Origin of the sequence: Roseateles puraquae (genome assembly GCF_002205845.1) — a bacterium.
GTDB classification, from domain to species: Bacteria; Pseudomonadota; Gammaproteobacteria; order Burkholderiales; family Burkholderiaceae_C; genus Pelomonas; species Pelomonas puraquae.
In genome coordinates this window covers 1216740-1237569 of record NZ_NISI01000001.1, presented here as the reverse complement: position 1 = coordinate 1237569, position 20830 = coordinate 1216740, and the positions used below count along the sequence as shown (strand labels likewise).

The window sequence follows — 20830 nt, the reverse complement described above, 5'->3', positions numbered from 1 at the left end:
AGCGCCTGAGTTCAGCGCAAGGCGGTGCGCGCGGCCGCGAGGGTGGCGTCGATGTCGGCCTGGCTGTGAGCTGCCGACACGAAGCCCGCCTCGTACAGGGCCGGTGCAAGATAGATGCCAGCGTCCAGCATCGCGTGGAAGAAGCGGTTGAAGCGGTCCTTGTCGGTCGTCATGACCTTGGCGTAGTTCTGCGGCAGCTCAGGCAGCAGGAAGAAGCCGAACATGCCCCCCTCGCTGTCGGCACTGAAGGGCACGCCGTTGTCGGCGGCGACAGCCTTCAAGCCGTCCACCAGTTGACGGGTGCGGGCCGACAGGGCCTCGAAGAAGCCGGGCTTCTGGATCTCGCGCAGCGTGGCCAGGCCGCAGGCGGTCGCCACCGGGTTGCCCGACAGCGTGCCGGCCTGGTAGACGCCGCCCAGCGGCGCGAGGTGCTGCATCACGTCTCGCCGGGCACCAAAAGCCGCCAGCGGCATGCCGCCGCCGATGACCTTGCCGAAGACCGAGATGTCGGGTGCAAAGCCGGGAATGAGCGTGGCGTAGTGAGACTGCGCCGAGCCCAGGGCCACGCGAAAGCCGGTCATGACCTCGTCCAGCACCAGCAGCGCGCCATGCTTGGAGCACAGGCGGCGCAGGGCGGTCATGAAGGGCACCGAGGCGCGCACGAAATTCATGTTGCCGGCAATCGGCTCCACGATGACGCAGGCCAGCTCGTGCCCGACTTCGGCAAATGCCGCCTCGAGCTGCTCGACGTTGTTGTATTCCAGGACCAGGGTGTCAGCCGCCGCGCCCGGCGTGACGCCGGCGCTGGTGGGGTGGCCGAAGGTGGCCAGGCCTGAGCCGGCCTTCACCAGCAGGGCATCGGTGTGGCCGTGGTAGCAGCCCTCGAACTTGATGAACTTGGGGCGGCCGGTGGCGCCACGCGCCAGGCGGATGGCGCTCATCGTCGCCTCGGTGCCGGAGCTGACCAGGCGCACCTGGTCGATGCTGGGCACGAGCTTGAGGATCTCTTCGGCGAGCTCGATCTCGCGCTCGGTGGGCGCGCCGAACGAGAAGCCCTCGGTCGCGGCCTTGGTGACGGCTTCCAGCACGGCCGGGTGGCCGTGGCCAAGAATCATCGGGCCCCAGGAACCGATGTAGTCGATGTAGCGACGGCCCTCGGCGTCCCAGATGTAGGCGCCCTCGCCACGGGCGATGAAGCGCGGCGTGCCGCCGACGGCGCGGAAGGCGCGCACGGGGGAGTTGACGCCGCCGGGAATGACGCGGGCGGCGCGTTCGAAGAGCTCGGTGTTGCTGGCCATGGAATCAGGTTCAGGTGATCAGTGCATCCGGCGCGGCGTCTTGGGCGGCTGCTCGGGTTCGGGATCGGGTTCGAATTCAGGCGGCTCACCGCCCGCTTCGTCGGCGGCCGGGAGGGCCCAGAAGAAGCGGTCGGGAATGACGTTGCCCATGCCGGGGCGAAAGCCCGCGTCCAGGGATTGATCGAGGAAGGACAGTGCCTCGCTGACGGCCGAGTGCAGCTCGGCGCCCACCGACAGCAGCGCCGCGAGGGCGGCCGACAGGGTGTCGCCCGCGCCAACGAAGGCCGTCTCGAAGCGCTCGAACTTCTCGCCGGTGATCGGTCCCTGGGCGTTGGCCAGCACGTTGTCCACATATTGGTTGGGCAACTGCATGCCGGTCACCAGCACATGCTGGGCGCCCGACTGCGCGGCGGCCACGGCCAGCTCGCGAGCCGAGGGGCTGCGCTCGTTGTCCCAGTCAGGCAGCAGGAAGTCGGTCATCGTCTTGTGATTGCCGACCAGCACCACGGTCTGGGGCAGCACCAATTCGCGCAGCGCATCCAGATACTGTTGTTGATCGTCCTCATCGATCCACGCGACCGAGGGCAAATAGGTAACCAAAGGTACGTCGGGATAGTCGCTCAAGACCTCCGCCACGGCACTCACCGCCTCGGCGTTGCCGAGGAAGCCGACCTTCCAGGCGGTGATGGGCACGTCCTCAAGAATGTGCCGCGCCTGCTCGGCGATGGTGTCGGCGTCGAGGTTGTGATGCTCGAAGGTTTCAGCGGTGTCGCGCAGCACGACGGCAGTCACCACTGGCAGGCAGTGCGCCCCCATGGCGGCAATGGTGGCCACGTCGCCAGCCAGGCCGCCGGCGCCGCTGGCATCGCTCGCATTGAAGGTCAGCACGCAGGCCGGCGGCGGGCTTTCTTCCTCGGCTGGGGTGTCGTCGACCTCGGGGTCGGGGCGCAGGGGTGTTGGGCTCATGGGAGTCTTGGCGGAACGCGGTCGAAAGAGCTGCCGCAAAGCGTGGAGTCTGCCGCTAAAAGTGCGCTTCTAACGCGGAGCACACCGGCATTTGCCCTCAGCATTGCGCTCTCGGGCCCTGGCTAGAATGAATCGATTGTAGTGAGCAAAACTCTGAGCACCGTGAGCGAACCCAGTACCTGGATGTGCCTGATCTGTGGATGGATCTATGACGAAGCAACCGGCGATCCCGACCACGGTATCCCACCGGGCACGGCATGGGCAGATGTCGACATGAACTGGACTTGCCCTGACTGCGGCGCGCGCAAGGAAGACTTCGAGATGGTGCGCATCTGACGCCGATTCATCGATTGCCGACAGGGCCCGGCCCCGAGCTGAAGTTCCTAGGAGACGACGTTTGAACGAGCAAGTTTCCGGTGCAGGTCCAACCCGCATCCTGGTCATCGACGACAGCAACACCATCCGTCGCAGCGCGGAGATCTTCCTCAAGCAGGGAGGTCACGAGGTCGCGCTCGCGGAAGATGGTTTTGATGCGCTGGCCAAGCTGGGCGACTTTCATCCTGATCTCGTCTTCTGCGACATCCTCATGCCGCGGCTGGATGGATACCAGACCTGCGCCATCATCAAGCGCAACCCGCAGTTTTCGGGAGTGCCAGTGATCATGCTGTCGTCCAAGGATGGGCTTTTCGACAAGGCCCGCGGGCGCATGGTCGGATCACAGGACTACCTGACCAAGCCCTTCACCAAGGACCAGCTGCTGCAGGCGGTCATCCAACACCGGCCCTGAGCCTCCTCCCAAGAGAGTATTGCCATGAGCATCCAAAACATCCTGTTGGTTGACGATTCCAAGACCGAGCTGCACGCACTCTCCGAGATGCTGGTCAAGCGCGGCTACAACGTGCGCACCGCCGAGAACGCCGAAGAGGCCATGAAGCGCCTGGCCGAGGCCAAGCCCGACCTGATCCTGATGGACGTCGTGATGCCGGGCCAGAACGGTTTCCAGCTGACCCGTGCCATCACCCGCGACGAGCGCTACGCCGGCGTGCCCATCATCATGTGCACGAGCAAGAACCAGGAGACCGACAAGGTCTGGGGCATGCGCCAAGGCGCCAGCGACTACGTCGTCAAGCCCGTCAAGGCGGACGAGTTGCTCGCCAAGATCAAAGCTCTCGGCTGAAGGCTGACGCATGGCCAACAAGACCGCCCTCCGCGAGCTGCAGCAGCGCCTGGCAGAGCGCATGCAGGCTGCCCGCGAGCAGACGCTGATTGCGAACTGGCTGGCTGTTGAATGCGCCGGCGTGGGCCTGCTGTTCTCGTTGAAGCAGGCCAGCGAAATCTTTGCGCCGGTGCCCATCAAGCCGGTGCCCTACGCCAAGCCCTGGCTGGCCGGGGTGGCCAACCTGCGGGGCGGCCTGTTCACCGTGGTCGACCTGGCCGTCTACCTCGGGCTGCGTGAGCCGCAACCCGGTCGTGCCACCACCGCCCAGACCCGCCTGGTGTCGCTGGGCAGCGACCTGAACCTCAATTGCGCGCTGCTCGTGGACCGCTTGGCCGGCCTGCGCAGCGACGAACAACTGCCGCTGGCGCCGCAGCAGCCCACGGGGCCGCTGCCGCGATTTGCGGGGGCCGTGCGCCGGGATGAAGCCGGTCGCGATTGGCAAGTGATCAATCTAGAGGCGCTGTCGCGACAGGAAAACTTCCTGCACATCGTCGCTTGATGCGCCTGCATTTCGAAGTTCCGAGCCGCCACGAGTGCGGACATCACACACACTGAAGGACGAGGGTGAAATGAGCCTGCTGGACACAATCAGGGGTAAGTCCGAAGCCGACAAGCAACCGCCGGTGCCGGTGGAAGGCGTCGACACGGCCATCGACTCGGGCAGCACGACGAGTTTCGATGCCACCCGCAATCCCGACTCGACGCTCGCCGGCTCGGATCTCTATCCGCGCAATGAGAGCTCGTCGATCATCTCGCCGGCCGTGCCGACCGAGCCGGGCCCGAACAGCGAGTTCGCGCCCAGCAGCACGATGAGCTTTGCGCCCACGACCCAGGCCGCCGATCCCACGTCTCTCCCGTCGCTGCCGGCGTCGGGCTCCGACAAGCTGACGGACCTCTTCGGTCGCAATCGTCAGAAGGTGCTGACGGGCCTGGTGGCCCTGGGCTTCATCGGCACCTTCGCGTCGGTCTTCCTCGTGGTGTCGAGTTCCAACCGCAGCGCCGCTCAGGTGCGCGCGGCTGGTTCGGCCTTGATGCACTCGCAGCGGATGGCCAAGTCCGTGTCGGCCGCCCTGGTGGGCAACCCGGCCGCGTTTGCCGAATTGCGCGAGTCGGTGGGCACGCTCAGTGGCGTCGTCACGAACCTGCGCACGGGTGAAGGTGAACTGGCGATTGCGCCGGCCGCCGTGCAGCCGACGCTGGACACGCTCAAGCCGATGGTCGAGCGCGCCGAGAAGAACGGCAAGATCGTCCAAGCCCAGGAAAAGATCCTGACCCAGGTCGGCCAGGCCCTGCGCGCCATCAACCGGCAGTCGAGCGACCTGCTGGAAAGCGCCGAGGCGGTGTCGTCGCAGGCGTTGCAGATCGGTGCGTCGGCGGGTGAAGTCTCGGCGGTCGGTCAGCTCGTGATGCTGACTCAGCGTATCGGCAAGAGCGCCAACGAGTTCCTGACGCAGGAAGGCGTGAGCCCCGAAGCCGTGTTCCTGCTGGGCAAGGACTTGAACTCCTTCAAGCTGATCACCGAAGCCCTGATCAACGGCAGCCCCGAACTGCGCCTGAACGCTGCCAAGGACCCGCAGCTGAAGGAACGCCTGCAGACCTTGCTCAAGCAGTACGAGCAGACCCGCACCCAGGCCTCTGCCATTCTGGGCAACCTGCAGGGCCTGGTGGCGGCTCGTGAAGCCCAGACCGCCATCCTGAACGACTCCGAACCGCTGCGTAAGGGCCTGGAGCAAACCGCGGCCGACCTCGAAAAGTCGGGCGGTGCCGGTCTCGGCCTGTTCGCGCTGATGGCGGTGTCGCTGATCTCGCTGGTCATCGGCGCGGTCGGCTTCCTGCGGCTGTACCTGTCTGACCAGGCCCGCCGTGCCGAGCTTGCCGAAGCGCAGAAGCGCGAGGCCGAGGCACAGGAGCAGGAGGCCAAGCGCGTGAACGACGCCAACCAGGCGGCCATTCTGCGACTGATGAACGAACTGGCCAGCGTCGCTGAAGGTGACCTGACGCAACAAGCCACGGTGACGGAAGACATCACCGGCGCGATCGCCGACTCGGTGAACTACACCGTGGAAGAGCTGCGCAACCTGGTGGGCCAGGTGCAGGCCACGGCCGCTCGCGTGACGGACACGACCGGTGCGGTCGACCAGACGTCCACCGACCTGCTGGCCGCTTCCAAGGAACAGCTGCACGAGATCCGCGCGACGGGTGAGGCCGTGCTCGGCATGGCGGAACGAATCACCTCCGTGTCTGCACAAGCGCAGACGACGGCCGAGGTGGCGCGTCAAAGCCGTCAGGCCGCTGAGCAGGGTCTGGCCGCGATGCAGAACAACATCGCCGGTATGAACGCCATCCGTGACTCCATCCAGGAGACCTCCAAGCGCATCAAGCGCCTGGGCGAGTCTTCTCAGGAGATCGGTGAGATCACGGAGCTGATCTCGGACATTACGGAACAGACGAACGTGCTGGCCCTGAACGCCGCCATCCAGGCCGCGTCTGCCGGTGAAGCCGGTCGCGGCTTCTCGGTGGTGGCGGAAGAAGTGCAGCGCCTGGCCGAACGCTCGGGCGACGCGACGCGCCGGATTGCCGCGCTGGTCAAGACCATTCAGACCGACACCCACGACGCCGTGGCCGCCATGGAGCGCTCGACGCGCGGTGTGGTGGAAGGTACGCAGCTGTCTGACGCGGCCGGCAAGGCGCTGGAAGACATCGACAAGGTGTCGCGTCAGCTGGACGAGCTGATCGAGCGCATCTCGGCACAGGCGCAGCAGGAAGCTGAACGCGCCAATGACGTGGCGTCCAACATCCAGCACATCTTCGCGGTGACCGAGCAGACCTCCGAGGGCACGCGCTCTACCGCCCAGATGGTGCATGAGCTGTCTCGCTCCGCCGAAGCCCTGCGGACCTCCGTGTCCCGGTTCAAGGTCGCCTGACCGGCACGATTCCGAGAAAGCCACAACGCATGGACAGCTCCCTGCGAGACTCCGAACTCCCGGCCGACCTCAGCCCGTTGGCCTGGGTGCAGGAGGAATTGCGCCGCTCCCTGGAGTCAGTGCACAAGACTCTGCGCCGCCTCGTCCGCGAGGGCGGCGACAACCGCGCCACCGCCTTCGGCGGCGACGCGCCGGCCAGCCAGCCGCTGCAACAGGCAGCGGCGCAACTCCACCAGGTCAGCGGTGTGCTCTCCCTCGTCGGCCTGCCGGCAGGGGCGAGCGTGCTGCGCGCTGCCGAGGCGGCCGTGTTGCGGCTGGCCGAGAAGCCGCTGGCGGTCGAAGCCGCGGCGGTGGACATCATCGAGCGCGCAGACTTTGCGCTGCTGGCCTATGTGGCTCGCCTGCTGGCGGGCAACAAGACGTCCTCGCTGTCGCTCTATCCGAGCTATCGCGCGCTGCAAGAGCTCAACGGTGCCGACCGCATCCATCCGGCCGACCTGTGGCAGTTCGACTGGTCCTGGCGCGCCATCCGCGCCGAGGCCGATGTCGCGCCGCGATCGGCCGAAGCCGTGCGTGCGCCCTTCGAGGCGGCGCTGCTGCGCCACATGCGCGAGCCCAGCCCCGCACATGCGGCCAATTTGTCAGGCCTGTGTGCCGGCCTGGCGGCTTCGCTGCCGGCGGGCAATTCCCGCACGCTGTGGCAGCTGGCTGCCGCCGTGTTCGAGGGCCAGGCCCTCAAGCTCATCGGCAGCGATGCCTACACCAAGCGCCTGGGCTCCAAGCTGCTGCACGAACTGCGCCGCGTGGGGCAGGGCGACCAGGCCGACCCGGCGCGCGAGCGTCTGGCGCAGGACCTGCTCTTCTTCTGTGCCCAGTGCCGCATCACCCGCGGCTCCGGCCCGCGCCTGACGGCGGTGCATGAGGCCTATCGCCTGACCGAAGAGCAGGCCGGTGACTACGAAGATGCCAGCCTCGGCCGCATCGACCCTGCCTGGGTCGCGCAGGCCAAGCGCCGCGTGCTCGCCGCCAAGGAGAGCTGGTCCAGCGCTGCCGAGGGCGACCAGCATCGTCTGTCCGCCCTTGACGAGCAGTTCGCGGCCCTGGCCGAATCCCTGACCCGCCTCTTCCCGAGCGGCGAAGTGCTGGCCCAGACGCTTCAACGCGCGGTCGTCGCGACCCTGCGTTCGCGCACCACGCCGCCGCCCGCGCTGGCGATGGAAGTCGCCACCAGCCTGCTGTACGTCGAGGCCGCCCTTGAAGACGCCGCCTTCGACCAGCCCGAGCAGGCCGACCGGGTGCGCCGCCTCGCGCGCCGCGTCGAGGCCGTGGCGCACGGCGAGCCCGCCGAGCCGCTGGAAGACTGGATGGAGGACCTCTACCGTCGCGTCTCCGACCGGCAGACGCTGGGCAGCGTGGTGCATGAACTGCGCGCCAGCCTCTCAGAAGTCGAGAAGCACTGCGACGAGTACTTCCGCAACCCGACCCAGCGTGACCTGCTGATTCCCGTGCCCGGCCAACTGCAGGCCATGCGCGGCGTGCTCAGCGTGCTGGGCCTGGACCAGGCCGCCCACGCCACCGTGCGCATGCGTGACGAGGTGGACAACCTCGCCAGCACCGAAATCGACTTCAACCGCCCGGGTGCGCGCGATGTCTTCGAGCGCCTGGCCACCAACCTGGGCGCGCTGGGCTTTCTGATCGACATGCTCAGCGTCCAGCCCCAGCTGGCCAAGCGCATGTTCCAGTTCGACGAGGCCACGGGCCGCCTGGATGCCGTCATGGGCCGCCGCGAAGGTGCGGTGGCGCTGCCGGACTTCGAAGCCAGCGGCTTCCATGTCGACCTGGAGCCCGAGGCCCCCGCGCCGGCCGCCCCGGCGCCCTTCGAGCACGAGGCCACGCAGCCGATGCGCGTGGACTTCGCCAGCCTCGACCTGCCCGACCTCAGCCTGCCCGACGTCGACCTCAGCGTGGCCGCACCCGTGCCGGCCCCGGCCCCCATCGTGGCACCGCCGCCGCCAGCTCCTGCGCCGGCTCCGGCACCGAGCGTGGCCGACGACCCGGAAATGCGCGAGATCTTCCTGGAGGAGGCCGACGAGGTCATCGGCAATGCGCGTGCGGCCCTGGCCGAGTTGCGCGACCAGCCGACCGATCACGCCCAGCTGACTGTGGTCCGCCGCGCCTTCCACACCCTCAAGGGCAGTGCCCGCATGGTGGGTCTGGATGCCTTCGGCGAGGGGGCCTGGGCCTGCGAGCAGCTCTACAACGCCCGCCTGGCCGAAGCCACGCCGCATGCCGATGGCGCGCTGCTGGCCTTCACGAGCGAAGCGCTGGACTACTTCGCGCATTGGCGCGAGCAGATCGCCGGCAATCAGCCCGGCATGCACACGCCTGAGCCGGTGCGCCGCAGTGCCGACGCACTGCGCCTGCAAGGCGAACTGCTGCCGCTGTCGTTCCAGGCCGAGGCCCCGGTGGCTGCACCGGCCGAGGTGGCCTTCGAGCTGCCGGCGGCCGAGGTGATCGAGACCATCGATCTGTCGCTGGACGTGCCGGTCGAGCCGGCCGTCGTGGCGCCGGAGCTGCTGGTCGAGGAAGCCAGCGAGCCCGAGGTGCCGGCATTGCCCGCCGAGATGGAAGCGCGGCCTGCGCTCGAGCCTGACTTCGTGCTCGACCTGGAGGCGCCGGCCGTCGACGCGCCGCTGCCCCAGCCCGAGGTGGCGGAGGAGCTCGACCCGGCGGCCCTGCCGCTGGACCTGGCGGTCGACTTCGATGGCGCGCATGCGCCGACCGAGCCGCTGCCGCTGCCGGCGATGCCCGACGAGGAGCCCACGCTTGCCAACTTCGGCGTCGTGCTCAACCTGGACGAACCCGAAGCTGCCGAGCCCGTCGTGGTCGACGAGAGCCTGGCGCCGCCGGTGCGCCCCGAAGAGGTCACGCTCACGTTGCCGCGCCTGGTGGTCGACAACGAAGCGCCGGCTGTCGAAGCGGTGGCCGAACCCGAGCCCGAGGCCCTGGACCCGGACGAAGGCTTCAAGGTCATCGGCCCGCTGCGGATCAGCATTGCGCTGTTCAACATCTTCCTCAACGAGGCCGACGAACTCTCGCGCAAGCTCTCCATCGGCCTGGCCGAGTGGGCGGCCGAGCTCGTGGCACCGGTGCCGCAGAGCTGCGAAGTGCAGGCCCATGCGCTCGCGGGCAATGCGGCAACCGTGGGTTATGAAGACCTGTCGGCGCTGGCCCGGGCGCTGGAACATGCGCTGGAGCGCGCCCAGCGCGCCCTGCGTTTCAAGGAAGAAGACGCCGAGCTGTTCGTGCGTGCGGCTGACGACATCCGTCGCCTGCTGCACCAGTTCGCGGCCGGCTTCCTGAAGCCCAACGACCCTGAGGTCATCGAGCGCCTGCATGCCTACGAGCCGGACGAGGAGGACATCTCCACGTCGGCGCCGGGCTTCGAGGACACCCTGCCGCCGCCGCTGGACGAGGCTCCCGCGGAGACCATTGCGGCTGACCTGGGCATTGCGGAGACGGTGGCAGGCGAACTGCCGGAAGGCTTCGACCTGGCCGCCGAAGCGCCTGTTCAACCCGCGCCGGAACCGGTGCTGGCGGTTGAGTCGGAGCCGGTGTTCGAGCCGGTTGCCGAGCCCGAACCGATGGCTGCCGTCGAGGTGATCGAGGCGGTGCAGCCCGAGCCGGAGCCCGTCGTGGAAGCGATGCAGGTGACCGAGCTGGCCGACGCGCCCACGCCCGAGCCGGAAACGGCGCCAGACGTGGTCGCCGAGGTGGTGGCCGAGGTGGTGGCGGAGCCGGTGCTGGCGGCCTCCGCGGTCGAGCCCGAGCCCGAGCCGGGGCTGCCCGACCACATCGAGCCCGACCTCTACCCGATCTTCGAAGAAGAAGGCCGCGACCTGCTGCAGCAGCTGCATGCGGCGCTGCGCGACTGGCTGGCCGAGCCGGCCGAAGTCAGCCGCTCCGACGCCTGCATGCGCGCCCTGCACACCTTCAAGGGTGGTGCGCGTCTGGCGGGTGCAATGCGTCTGGGCGAGCAGGCCCACCACCTGGAATCTGCCATCGAGGCCCTGGTGCATGCCGGCACGGCTGACCATGCCCAGGTGCAGGCGCTGCAGGACGAGGGTGACGCGCTGGAGCACGCTTTCGAGGCCCTGGGCCGCAGCCTGATGGCGGCTGCCCCGGCGCCGGTCGAGCCGCAGGTGGTGGCACCGCCGCCGCCCGCGCCCGAGCCGGCCCCGGCGCCGACCGAGGCGCCCACGCCGGCGGTCACGGCTCCGGCCCCGGCGTTTGTCGCCGACAAGCCTGCCGAGCCGCTGCGCCAGATCGACTGGACCCGTTTCACCGACACCGCAGAAGTCGAAGCCGCCAACGAAAACCTCGCCATCGGCCAGGCCCTCGTGCGTGTGCGCGGCAGCCTGCTCGAGCGCATGGCCACGCAGGCCGGCGAGGTCAGCATCCGCCGTGCGCGGATGGAGTCCGAACTCGCCCAGATGAAGGGCGCGCTGCTCGACCTCGACGACAACCTGGAGCGCCTGCGCGCCCAGTTGCGCGAGCTGGAGCTGCAGGCCGAAGCCCAGATGCACATCCAGCAGGAGATGGCGCAGCAGGGCGGCCGCGAGTTCGACCCGTTGGAGTTCGACCGCTACACCCGCTTCCAGGAGCTGACCCGGATGCTGGCCGAATCGGTCGGCGACGTGGCCACGCTGCAGCGCTCCCTGGGCCGCAGCGTGCAGACCGGCGAAGACGAACTGGCTGCGCAGTCTCGGCTGACGCGGGAGCTGCAGGATGACCTGCTGCGCACCCGCCTGGTCGACTTCGACAGCATCGGTGAGCGTATGCACCGCGTGGTGCGCCAGGCGGCGCGCGACAGCGGCAAGCAGGTCAAGCTGGAGATCAGCGGCGGCCAGACCGAACTTGATCGTTCGGTGCTGGAGCGCACGGCCGGTGCCTTCGAGCACCTGCTGCGCAACAGCGTGGCGCACGGTATCGAGACGCCCGAGGCCCGCACGGCCGCTGGCAAGGACCCGGTGGGCACGCTGCGCATCGAAGTCAGCCAGCAGGGCAACGAGGTGCAGCTGCAGTTCTCGGACGACGGCGCCGGCCTGAACCTGGCCCGCATCCGCGAGCGCGGCCTGCAGCTGGGCCTGATCTCGCCGGATGCCGAGCCGGATGATGCGCAACTCAAGCGCCTGATCTTCGCGCCGGGCTTCTCCACGGCCAGCCAGGTCACAGAGCTGAGTGGCCGCGGCATTGGCATGGATGTGGTGCGTGCCGAAGTGGGTACGCTGGGCGGCAGCATCGAGACCACCTCGACCGCTGGCCAGGGCACCAGCTTCCTGCTGCACCTGCCGCTCACCACAGCGTTGACGCAAGTCGTGCTGCTCAAGAGCGCAGACCAGGTCGTCGCGGTGCCTGCGGCGCTGATGGCGTCGGTGCAGCGTGTGCCAGTCGAGGCGGTCGAAGCGGCCTACCTCAGCGGCAAGCTGCAGCACGCGGGCCTGGAGATGCCGTTCTACTGGCTGGGTGGTCTGCTCGGCCACGCGGGCCGCGGCGTGACCCATGGTCGCAACGCCCACGTCGTGCTGGTGCGCAATGCCCAGGCCTCGCTGGCGCTGCACGTCGACGAAGTGATCGGCAACCAGGAAGTCGTGGTCAAGAACCTCGGTGCCCAGCTCAACCGCGTGCCGGGCCTGGCGGGCATCAGCCTGCTGGCTTCCGGCGACGTGGCGCTGATCTACAACGTGGTGGCGTTGGCCGACTGGTACGGCGTGGAAGCCCAGGCTCGCCTGGCTGCTGCAACGGCCCAGGCGCAGGCCCAGGGCGATCTGGACGTGCCACAGCCGGCTGCGCCGGTCGCCGCGACCGTCGCCCAGGCCCCGCTGGTGATGGTGGTGGACGACTCGCTGACGGTGCGTCGCGTGACGCAGCGCTTCCTGGAGCGCGTGGGTATGCGTGTGTTGCTGGCCAAGGACGGCCTGGATGCGATGGAACGACTGGCGGGCGACGAACTGCCGGCCGTCGTGCTGTCCGACATCGAGATGCCCCGCATGGACGGCTTCGACCTGGTTCGCAACATGCGGGCCGATTCGCGCCTGGCCAAGCTCCCGGTGATCATGATCACCTCGCGCATTGCCCAGAAGCATCGCGACTATGCGGAGCAGCTCGGCGTCGATCACTACCTCGGCAAGCCTTACGATGAGGACTACCTGCTGAGCCTGATCCAGCAGTACACGCATCGCGAGGCCGTGGCGGCCTAGGAGAAACAGTGTCCCAGGTTGTCGACCATCTCGCCGAACTGACCGGTTTCCGTGACCGTGACGTCATGGACGTCACACTCGTCATGGCGCTGCGTGATCTGCTGGAGCCGGAGTCGGTGGCCATCTACCGCACGGTGGGCGAGGTGGGGCATGAGCGGTGGCTGACCCGTGCGCATCTGCGCGCCGGCGACGCGGTGGCCTCGGCCGACCCGCTGTGGGCCAAGCCCGAGGCGCTGCCCCTGGTCACCACGCATCCCTTGCGGCTGGAGGCCATGCGTACGCGGGCCGTCACGCAAGTGGCGCAGGGCGGCCAGTGGCTCTACCTGTTCCCGATCGCGACCGACCGCGACGTGGTGGGCGTGATCGAGATCCTGTCGACGCGGCGGCTGGGCACGGGCGCGCAGCGCATGGTCAGCAGCGTGCTGCGGATCTATCACAACTTCCAGGGCCTGCTCGATTACTCCGAGCGCGACACGCTCACCGGCTTGCTCAACCGCAAGACCTTCGACGAGAGCTTCCTGAAGGTGCTGTCGGACATCCCGGTCAAGCACGAGGTGCGCCACGAGGCCGAGGACCGCCGTCACGAAACGGCCACGCCGCACTACGTGCTCGGCGTGATCGACATTGACCACTTCAAGTCGGTCAACGACCGCTTCGGCCACCTGATCGGCGACGAGGTGCTGCTGCTGCTCTCGCGCCTGATGCGCGGCTCGTTCCGCTTCCATGACCTGCTCTACCGCTTCGGCGGCGAGGAGTTCGTGGTGCTGATGCGCTGCGACGAGGAAATCCACGCCGGGGAGGCCTTCGAGCGCCTGCGCCTGAACACCGAGCGCTATGCCTTCCCGCAGGTCGGTCGCATCACCGTCAGCATCGGCTTCACGGAAGTGCGGGCCGGCGACGCCCCTGCAGCCGCCTTCGAGCGGGCCGACAAGGCGGTCTACCACGCCAAGGCCAATGGCCGGAACCAGGTGCACAACTACGCCGCCCTGGTGGCCAGCGGCATCATCCAGGAAGCCACGCAGCTGAGCGACGTCGAGCTGTTCTGAGGCTCGCCCGCTAACGGATCTGTTGCTTGCTCCACGCAAGCGCTTGACTTCCAGCCCGCCGCAGCCCTAGCCTGCGGGAGTCCTTGCAATGGCGCCGTCGAGCTGCCATGCCTGGGTGCGTTGGGAAGCGTGGGCTCCTTGCATCACCACCGGGCTGACACCCTGGTGGAGCCCTGGAACGTGCTTTGCCGTGGATCGTGCATGCGTTATTCCTGGCTTCCGCTGGGCCTGTTGGTCGCAGCCTTCATCGCCTTCATCGGGACGGCGGTCGGTGCCTCATTGAGCTTGTCGGAGCTGATCGCCCGTGACGGCGAGCGCAGCCAGGCCCTGGCCACACGGACCGAACTGCGTCGGCTGCTGACCTTGTTGCTGGATGTCGAGACCGGCCAGCGCGGCTTCCTGATCACCGGCCAGCAGGCGTTCCTGCGCCCCTACGAGGAAGCGCTGGAGCAGCTCCGCACGACCCGTGCCGCCTTGCGTGAGCGCATCCCTCGCCACAACGCCAATCGCATGACCCTGGCGCGGCTTGATGCGCTCATTGATGAACGCCTGCGCCAGGCCCGCACGACCGTGGACCGGCGCCTGCAGCAAGGCGGCGCCTTCACGCCGGACCTGGCGGCCTACGTCGACGGCAAGCGCGTGATGGATGAGCTGCGCTTCCAGATCGACCAGTTGGAGCAGGAGCAGCAGGCGGCCGTGACCGCCGCCGACGCGGCCACCCAGGACGTGCAGCGGCGCACGACCCGGCTGACCCGGCTGCTGCCCGCGGGCGGCGCGCTGATGGGCGCCGTGGCCTTGGGCCTGATGCTGCGGGAGCGCCGCCTGCGCGACCGGGCCGAGGCGGCGCTGCGAGATGCCAATGCCAACCTCGAGGCGCAGGTCGCGCAGCGCACCGATGCCCTCAGTCGCGCGTTGTCCCGCATCCGCAGCTTCGCCGTCGAGATGGACCGGGGCATCGAGGCCGAGCGGCGGCGCCTGGCGCGCGAGGTGCACGACCAGATCGGCCAGGTGGGCACGGCCATCAAGATGCTGACCCTGTCCTTGCGCGCCAAGCTGGCGCCGCAGACCGAGCCACTGGTGGACGAGTTGCAGGCCATGGCCGACGAGGCCATCCGCTCGGCCCGCGAGATATCTGCGGCGCTGCGCCCCCCGCTGCTCGATGAACTCGGGCTGGAGGCCGCACTGGACCACTACCTGCAGACGCTGCAACGCCAGTCGGGCGTGGTCACGCGCATGACCTTGGCCGAGCCGGGCCTGCTGCCCGCCGAGCAGGCCAGCACCTTGTTTCGCATCATCCAGGAGGCCTGCACCAACGTGCTGCGGCATGCGCAGGCGCGCAACCTGCGGGTGGCGGCTTGGCCGCTCACGCAGGCGGCCGGTGCGGGCTATGAGGTGGAGGTCATCGACGACGGCCGCGGCCCGGGCGATGTCAGGCCCGATGCAGCCGGCCTTCGCAACATGCGCGAGCGGGCCGCCTTGGCCGGCGGGACGTTTGACTTCGGTCCGGCGCCCGATGGCGGCACGCGCGTGCGGGTCTGGTTGCCAACCACGGCACCCCAACCCCTGATCGCGCGGCCCGAGCCGGAGGAACCTACGCCGTGAGACTGCTCATCGTTGACGATCACCCGCTGATGCGCGTGGGCATCAGCCACCTGGTTCGACAGGAATGGCCTGACGCCCAGATCGACGAGGCCCCGACCATCGCCGAAGCCCTGGCCCGCATCGCCGCTGCCCGGCCCGACCTCGTCACGCTGGACCTGTCGCTGCCCGATGCCCAAGGCCTCGAAGGCGCCACCCGGCTGCTGCGCGTGCTGCAGGGCGTGCCGTTGCTGGTCCTGAGCCTCAACGCTGAGGCGGCCTATGCCTCTCGCCTGCTGCAGATGGGCGCCTCCGGCTACCTGCCCAAGGATCGCGCGCCCGATGAGCTGCGCACCGCGCTGCGGCGCCTGTCGGAAGGCGGTCGCTACGTGACGGCGGCCATGGCCGACCACCTGCTCGGCCTGCTCAGCGGCAAGGCGCCTGATGCCCTGCCGCATGAATTGCTGTCGGCCCAGGAACATCGCGTCATGCTGTTGATCGCCGCGGGCCAGACGCCGGCACAGATTGCCGAGACCATGCACCTGTCGGTCAAGACGGTGGGCAGCTACCGGGCGCGCATCCTGGAGAAGGCTGGCTGGGCCAACAACACCGAGCTCACCAAGTACTGCGTGCAGCACGGGCTGACAGCGCTCTGAGCCCGCGGCTGCAGGCGCCGTGTAGGCAATCTCACTACACGGGCTCGCGGGCTTGGCGCTGTCGAGGAGCCGCTTTCTGCTGCTGCTGCTCCCCCGTGCCGGGGAGCACCATCGCGGCCATGAACATCTTTATCGTCGAAGACACCGTCTCCATCCGTCGACTGCTGGTGCGCCGACTGGACAGCATGCCCGGCATGCGCGTCGTCGGCGAGGCGGCGGGCGAGCGCCAGGCCCTGGCGCTGATCCGCTGGGCCCGGCCCGATGCGGTGCTGCTGGACCTGTCGCTGGCGCATGGCTCCGGGCTGAACCTGCTCGGCGAGCTGCGTGCCGGCGGCTATGAAGGGCGCATCTCGGTGCTGACGGCGCAGGACGCCGAGGCCTACCGCCGCGCCTGCTTCGTGGCTGGCGCCGATGCCTTCTACGACAAGGCGAGCGGCCTGGAGAGCTTGTTCGACGACCTCGCCGCACTGGCTGGCGCGCCCTCGGCGGAGCCTCAGCAGCGCCCGGCCGTGTACCTGCGTGACGGCCTGACCGGGCTCTACACGGAGGCGGCTTTGCACGAGCGGCTCGACCAGGTCGCCCGCTGCGCCTTGCGGGACGGCGTGGACCTGGCCGTGCATGTGCTGCGCCTGGTGGGCCTGGCGGATCTGCCGTGTGAGGTCGCCGAGGCCGTGGTGCGCCAGGCCGCGCGGCGGCTGGCCGAGGCCGGCGGCGAGGCCGACATCGTGGCCCGCAGCGCGGCCGACCAGTTCGCCATCGTGCAGACGCGGCTCGACAAGGCCGAGCAGGCCGAGCAGGCGGCCAGCCATGCGCGGCATCTCGCCGGTCTCATGGCCCGGCCCTTCGAGTTCGGCGGGCAGCCCTACCGGATGCGGGTGGAACTCGGCGTCGCGCTGTTCCCGGCGGACGCCGTCTCGCCCCGCGGGCTGCTGACGCTCGCGGAAGCAACGGCTTTCGGCGTCCAGTAGCGGTCGTGATGGGAACTTACGCTGCCGGCAGGCCGCGGGACTTCACCACGGCGTAGCGGGCCAGCGTGCGCTCCCGGGCGACCGCGTGGTCCACCACGGGGCGGGGGTAGTCCACGCCCTGCATCGCCAGCGGCGCGCGCGCCCAAGGGTCGTGGATGGTCTTGGCATCCAGCCCGGCCAGCTCCGGGCAGTAGCGGCGGATGAAGCGACCCTCGGCGTCGAACTTCTCGCTCTGGCTGGTGGGGTTGAAGATGCGGAAGTAAGGCTGGGCGTCGCAGCCGCTGCTGCTGGCCCACTGCCAGCCGCCGTTGTTCGCGGCGAGGTCGAAGTCCAGCAGCTGTTGCGCGAAATAGGCCTCGCCGCGCCGCCAGTCTAGGCCGAGGTCCTTGGTCAGGAAGCTGGCCGTCACCATGCGCAGCCGGTTGTGCATGTAGCCGGTCTGGTTGAGCTGGCGCATCGCGGCATCCACGATCGGAAAGCCGGTGCGGCCCTCGCACCAGGCCTGGAAAAGCGCGTCGGCGTGCGCCCCGGTTTCCCAGGTGATGGCGTCGTACTCGGGCCGGAAGGCCGCCGTCATCGCATGCGGGTGATGGTGCATGACCTGGTGATAGAAGTCGCGCCAGATCAGCTCTGACAGCCACACCTCCGCGCCATGGTCGCCGCCCACCATGCGACCGTGCGCCAGCCGTGCCAGCCGCCGGATGGAGACGGTGCCGAAGCGCAGGTGCACGCTCAGGTAGCTCGGTCCCTTGACGGCCGGGAAGTCGCGCTGCCGGTCGTAGGCATCGATGCGGTCCAGAAAGTCGGCTAGCAGGGTCTCCGCACCGCGGCTGCCCTGGCCGAGGTGGGGCGAGAGCGTGGCGGGCTCGAAGCCGATGTCGGCCAGCTCAGGCACCCCCTGGGCCAGCAGCGTCTTGGCCAAGGCATCGGCATGGCGCTCGACGGGATAGCTGCGCAGGTAGAAGTCGTTGACCTTGCGCAGCCAGGCGTTCTTGTACGGGGTGAACACGCCATAGGGTCCGCCAGCGGCAGTCAGCACCTCGCTGCGCTCGAAGATGACGTGGTCCTTGAAGCTGCGCAGCTCGGCGCCCTGGGCGCGCAGTTGCTCGGCCACCCGCGCATCGCGTGCCAGGGCTTGCGGCTCGTCATCGTGATTCAGGAAGACGGCCTGCACGCCGAGCTCGGCGGCCAGCCGGGGCAGCTCGTCCACGGCGCGGGCGTGGCGCACGATCAAGCCGCCGCCCAGGCGCCGGAGGTCATCGTCCAGCACCCGCAGCGCGTCGAGGATGAAGGCCACGCGGCGGTCGGTGCGGGGCAGGGCGTCCAGGATGTCGCGGTCGAGGATGAAGACGCAGAACACCTCGCGGGCGGTCTTCAGGGCATGGTGGAGCGCGGCATGGTCATCGGCCCGCAGGTCGCGGCGGAACCAGACGAGCGCACGGTCCAGGGAGCGGCTGGAAGGCTTGTTCATCCCGCCAGAATAAAATGCTTCGCATGCCTGCCGACCGGATCGTCCTGACCAACCAGTTCCTCATCGCCATGCCGGGCATGGCCGACGAGGCTTTCGCAGGCACCGTGGTGTACTTGTGTGAGCACAACGACAACGGCGCCCTCGGCCTGGTCATCAACAAGCCCATCTCGCTGACTCTGGGCAACCTCTTCGAGAAGGTGGAACTCAGCCCGCCGGGTGACGGCCTGGCGGATGCGCCGGTCTTCTACGGCGGCCCGGTACAGACCGACCGCGGCTTTGTGCTGCACGAGCCCCTGGACGAGCAAGGCGGCCACTACAACGCCACGCTGGCGGTGCCGGGTGGCCTGGAGATGACCACCAGCCGCGACGTGCTGGAGGCGCTGTCCAACGGGGCAGGCCCCAAGAAGCTGCTGGTGACCCTGGGCTACAGCGGCTGGGCAGCGGGACAGCTTGAGGAAGAGATTGGCCGCAACGGCTGGCTCACGGTGGATGCGGCGCCCGAGATCATCTTCGACACCCCGGTCGAGCAGCGCTATGAGCGCGCCCTGGGCCTGTTGGGTATCGACCCGCGCATGCTCAGCGCGGACGCAGGCCACGCGTGATGGCGGCGCCCGTGTCGCCCACCGAGCTGCATTCCTTTCTCGCATTTGATTTCGGCCTGCGCCGCATTGGCGTGGCTTCCGGCACGCGTCTGCTGGGAAGCGCCGAGGCACGCGGCACCATCAAGGGTGGCGACTTCGACGCCATTGCGGCGCTCATCAAGACCTGGCAGCCTGATGCCCTCGTCATCGGCGTGCCGCGTCACCCCGATGGCGCGCCGCACGAGATGACCGCCAAGGCGCAGAACTTCGGCCGCCGGCTGTCGGGCCGCTACCACCTGCCGGTCTTCGAGGTGGACGAGCGCTACACCAGCGTCGAAGCCGAGGCCGGAGGCGCGCAAGACGTGGACGCCGCCGCCGCCGCCCTGATCCTGGAACAGTTTTTCCGAGAACACCCATGAGTGACTTGCTGCTGGACGCCGAGGCCCTGTACCTCGAACTCAAACGCGGCGTACAGCGCCTGCTGACGCCCGACACCGCCCTGGTGGGCATCTGGAGCGGCGGCGCGTGGCTGGCCGAGCGGCTGGCAGCCGATCTTGGCGTGGCTTCCGGCGTCATCTCCAGCGCCATGCACCGCGACGACTTCGGCTCGCGTGGCATGGCCAAGGCCGACCACACCACGCTGCCCTTCGACGTGAACGGGCGCGACATCCTGCTGATTGACGACGTGCTCTACACGGGCCGCACCACCCGCGCCGTCATCAACGAGCTGTTCGACTTCGGCCGCCCGGCGCGCGTGCAGCTGGCCGTGCTGGTGGACCGCGGCGGTCGTGAGCTGCCCATCGAGCCCGCCTTCTCGGCCGCGCGGGTGACGCTCGGCGCTGCCCAGAAGCTGCGACTGGCGCGCGGCGACGACGGTCGTTTCCGATTCGAGGTGCAGTGATGCTGTCCAAGCGCAACCCCCAGCTCAACAAGCACGGCGAACTCATCCACCTGCTGTCCATCGAGGGCCTGCCGCGGGCGGTCATCGAGCAGATCCTGGACACCGCCGGCAGCTTTCTCTCCGTCAATGACCGCGAGGTCAAGAAGGTGCCGCTGCTGCGCGGCAAGTCGGTGTTCAACCTGTTCTTCGAGAACAGCACCCGCACCCGCACCACTTTCGAGATCGCGGCCAAGCGCTTGAGTGCCGACGTCATCAACCTGGACATCGCGCGCTCGTCGACCGCCAAGGGCGAGACCCTGCTGGACACGGTGGCCAACCTCAGCGCCATGCATGCCGACATGTTCGTCGTGCGCCACAGCGAGAGCGGCGCGCCTCATCTGATCGCCCAGCACTGCGCGCCGCACGTGCACGTGGTGAACGCCGGTGACGGCCGCCACGCCCACCCGACGCAGGGCCTGCTGGACATGTACACGATCCGGCATTTCAAGAAGGACTTCCGCAACCTGACGGTGGCCATCGTGGGCGACATCGTGCACTCGCGCGTGGCCCGCAGCGACATCCATGCGCTGAACATCCTGGGCGTGCCCGAGATCCGCGCGGTCGGCCCCAAGACCCTGGTGCCTGGCGACCTGCGCGACATGGGCGTGCGTGTCTGCCACGACATGGCCGAGGGCGTGAAGGACGCCGACGTCGTCATCATGCTGCGCCTGCAGAACGAGCGCATGAACGGCGGCATGCTGCCCAGCAGCGGCGAGTTCTTCAAGCACTTCGGCCTCACGCCCGACAAGCTGGCGCTGGCCAAGCCCGATGCCATCGTGATGCACCCGGGCCCCATCAACCGCGGCGTGGAGATCGCGTCCGAGGTGGCGGATGGCAAGAGCAGCGTGATCCTGCCGCAGGTCACCTTCGGCATTGCGGTGCGCATGGCGGTCATGGCCATCCTCGCAGGCAATGAGGCATAA

At 68.6% G+C, this 20830-nt stretch carries 17 protein-coding genes; 14 read left to right on the top strand and 3 right to left on the bottom strand.

The window, feature by feature from the left end:
* Positions 1–11: 11 nt before the first annotated feature.
* Entirely contained in the window at positions 12–1298 is a 1287-nt protein-coding gene (gene hemL / locus CDO81_RS05655) for a glutamate-1-semialdehyde 2,1-aminomutase (RefSeq protein WP_088482126.1), read from the bottom strand.
* A gap of 18 nt (positions 1299–1316) precedes the next feature.
* Positions 1317–2264: a bifunctional hydroxymethylpyrimidine kinase/phosphomethylpyrimidine kinase gene (gene thiD / locus CDO81_RS05650; protein ID WP_088482125.1), complete on the bottom strand. Its 948-nt coding sequence runs from the start codon at positions 2262–2264 to the stop codon at positions 1317–1319.
* 183 nt (positions 2265–2447) lie between these two features.
* Between thiD and CDO81_RS05645 the strand changes: the two genes are divergently transcribed.
* The 10 genes from CDO81_RS05645 to CDO81_RS05600 all read left to right on the top strand — a co-directional run bounded on the left by CDO81_RS05645 (position 2448) and on the right by CDO81_RS05600 (position 16915).
* The gene (locus CDO81_RS05645; RefSeq protein ID WP_088482124.1) at positions 2448–2600 is read left to right on the top strand and encodes a rubredoxin; all 153 of its coding nucleotides are present in this window, start codon (positions 2448–2450) and stop codon (positions 2598–2600) included.
* A gap of 61 nt (positions 2601–2661) precedes the next feature.
* A complete protein-coding gene (locus tag CDO81_RS05640) occupies positions 2662–3051 on the top strand; it encodes a response regulator (protein ID WP_088482123.1) in 390 nt (129 codons plus the stop codon).
* 24 nt (positions 3052–3075) lie between these two features.
* Complete coding sequence (locus tag CDO81_RS05635) at positions 3076–3441, top strand: response regulator (RefSeq protein ID WP_088482122.1); 366 nt, start codon at positions 3076–3078, stop codon at positions 3439–3441.
* A 10-nt stretch (positions 3442–3451) separates the two neighbouring features.
* The gene (locus CDO81_RS05630) at positions 3452–3982 is read left to right on the top strand and encodes a chemotaxis protein CheW (RefSeq protein WP_088482121.1); all 531 of its coding nucleotides are present in this window, start codon (positions 3452–3454) and stop codon (positions 3980–3982) included.
* Positions 3983–4052: 70 nt separating this feature from the next.
* Complete coding sequence (locus CDO81_RS05625; protein WP_088482120.1) at positions 4053–6407, top strand: methyl-accepting chemotaxis protein; 2355 nt, start codon at positions 4053–4055, stop codon at positions 6405–6407.
* Positions 6408–6436: 29 nt separating this feature from the next.
* Positions 6437–12667, top strand: a complete 6231-nt coding sequence (locus CDO81_RS05620) for an Hpt domain-containing protein (protein ID WP_088482119.1) — start codon at positions 6437–6439, stop codon at positions 12665–12667.
* 8 nt (positions 12668–12675) lie between these two features.
* Positions 12676–13713, top strand: a complete 1038-nt coding sequence (locus tag CDO81_RS05615; protein ID WP_088482118.1) for a GGDEF domain-containing protein — start codon at positions 12676–12678, stop codon at positions 13711–13713.
* Between the two features lie 201 nt (positions 13714–13914).
* Entirely contained in the window at positions 13915–15315 is a 1401-nt protein-coding gene (locus CDO81_RS05610) for a CHASE3 domain-containing protein (protein WP_088482117.1), read from the top strand.
* Positions 15312–15947, top strand: coding sequence for a response regulator (locus CDO81_RS05605; protein WP_088482116.1), 636 nt, complete (start codon positions 15312–15314; stop codon positions 15945–15947). Before CDO81_RS05610 ends, CDO81_RS05605 begins: the two co-directional genes overlap by 4 nt.
* Before the next feature lie 119 nt (positions 15948–16066).
* Positions 16067–16915, top strand: coding sequence for a response regulator (locus tag CDO81_RS05600; protein WP_088482115.1), 849 nt, complete (start codon positions 16067–16069; stop codon positions 16913–16915).
* A gap of 16 nt (positions 16916–16931) precedes the next feature.
* Here the strand turns inward: CDO81_RS05600 and CDO81_RS05595 are convergent, their stop codons facing one another.
* Positions 16932–18386 (bottom strand): cryptochrome/photolyase family protein, encoded by a 1455-nt coding sequence (locus CDO81_RS05595; protein WP_088482114.1) that lies wholly within the window; start codon positions 18384–18386, stop codon positions 16932–16934.
* 23 nt (positions 18387–18409) lie between these two features.
* Between CDO81_RS05595 and CDO81_RS05590 the strand changes: the two genes are divergently transcribed.
* The 4 genes from CDO81_RS05590 to CDO81_RS05575 are packed head-to-tail and all read left to right on the top strand — an operon-like array spanning position 18410 to position 20830.
* Entirely contained in the window at positions 18410–18988 is a 579-nt protein-coding gene (locus CDO81_RS05590; RefSeq protein ID WP_088482454.1) for a YqgE/AlgH family protein, read from the top strand.
* Positions 18988–19386: a Holliday junction resolvase RuvX gene (gene ruvX / locus CDO81_RS05585; protein ID WP_088482113.1), complete on the top strand. Its 399-nt coding sequence runs from the start codon at positions 18988–18990 to the stop codon at positions 19384–19386. Before CDO81_RS05590 ends, ruvX begins: the two co-directional genes overlap by 1 nt.
* Complete coding sequence (gene pyrR, locus CDO81_RS05580) at positions 19383–19868, top strand: bifunctional pyr operon transcriptional regulator/uracil phosphoribosyltransferase PyrR (protein ID WP_088482112.1); 486 nt, start codon at positions 19383–19385, stop codon at positions 19866–19868. Before ruvX ends, pyrR begins: the two co-directional genes overlap by 4 nt.
* The gene (locus tag CDO81_RS05575; RefSeq protein WP_088482111.1) at positions 19868–20830 is read left to right on the top strand and encodes an aspartate carbamoyltransferase catalytic subunit; all 963 of its coding nucleotides are present in this window, start codon (positions 19868–19870) and stop codon (positions 20828–20830) included. The genes pyrR and CDO81_RS05575 overlap by 1 nt, the downstream gene beginning before the upstream one ends.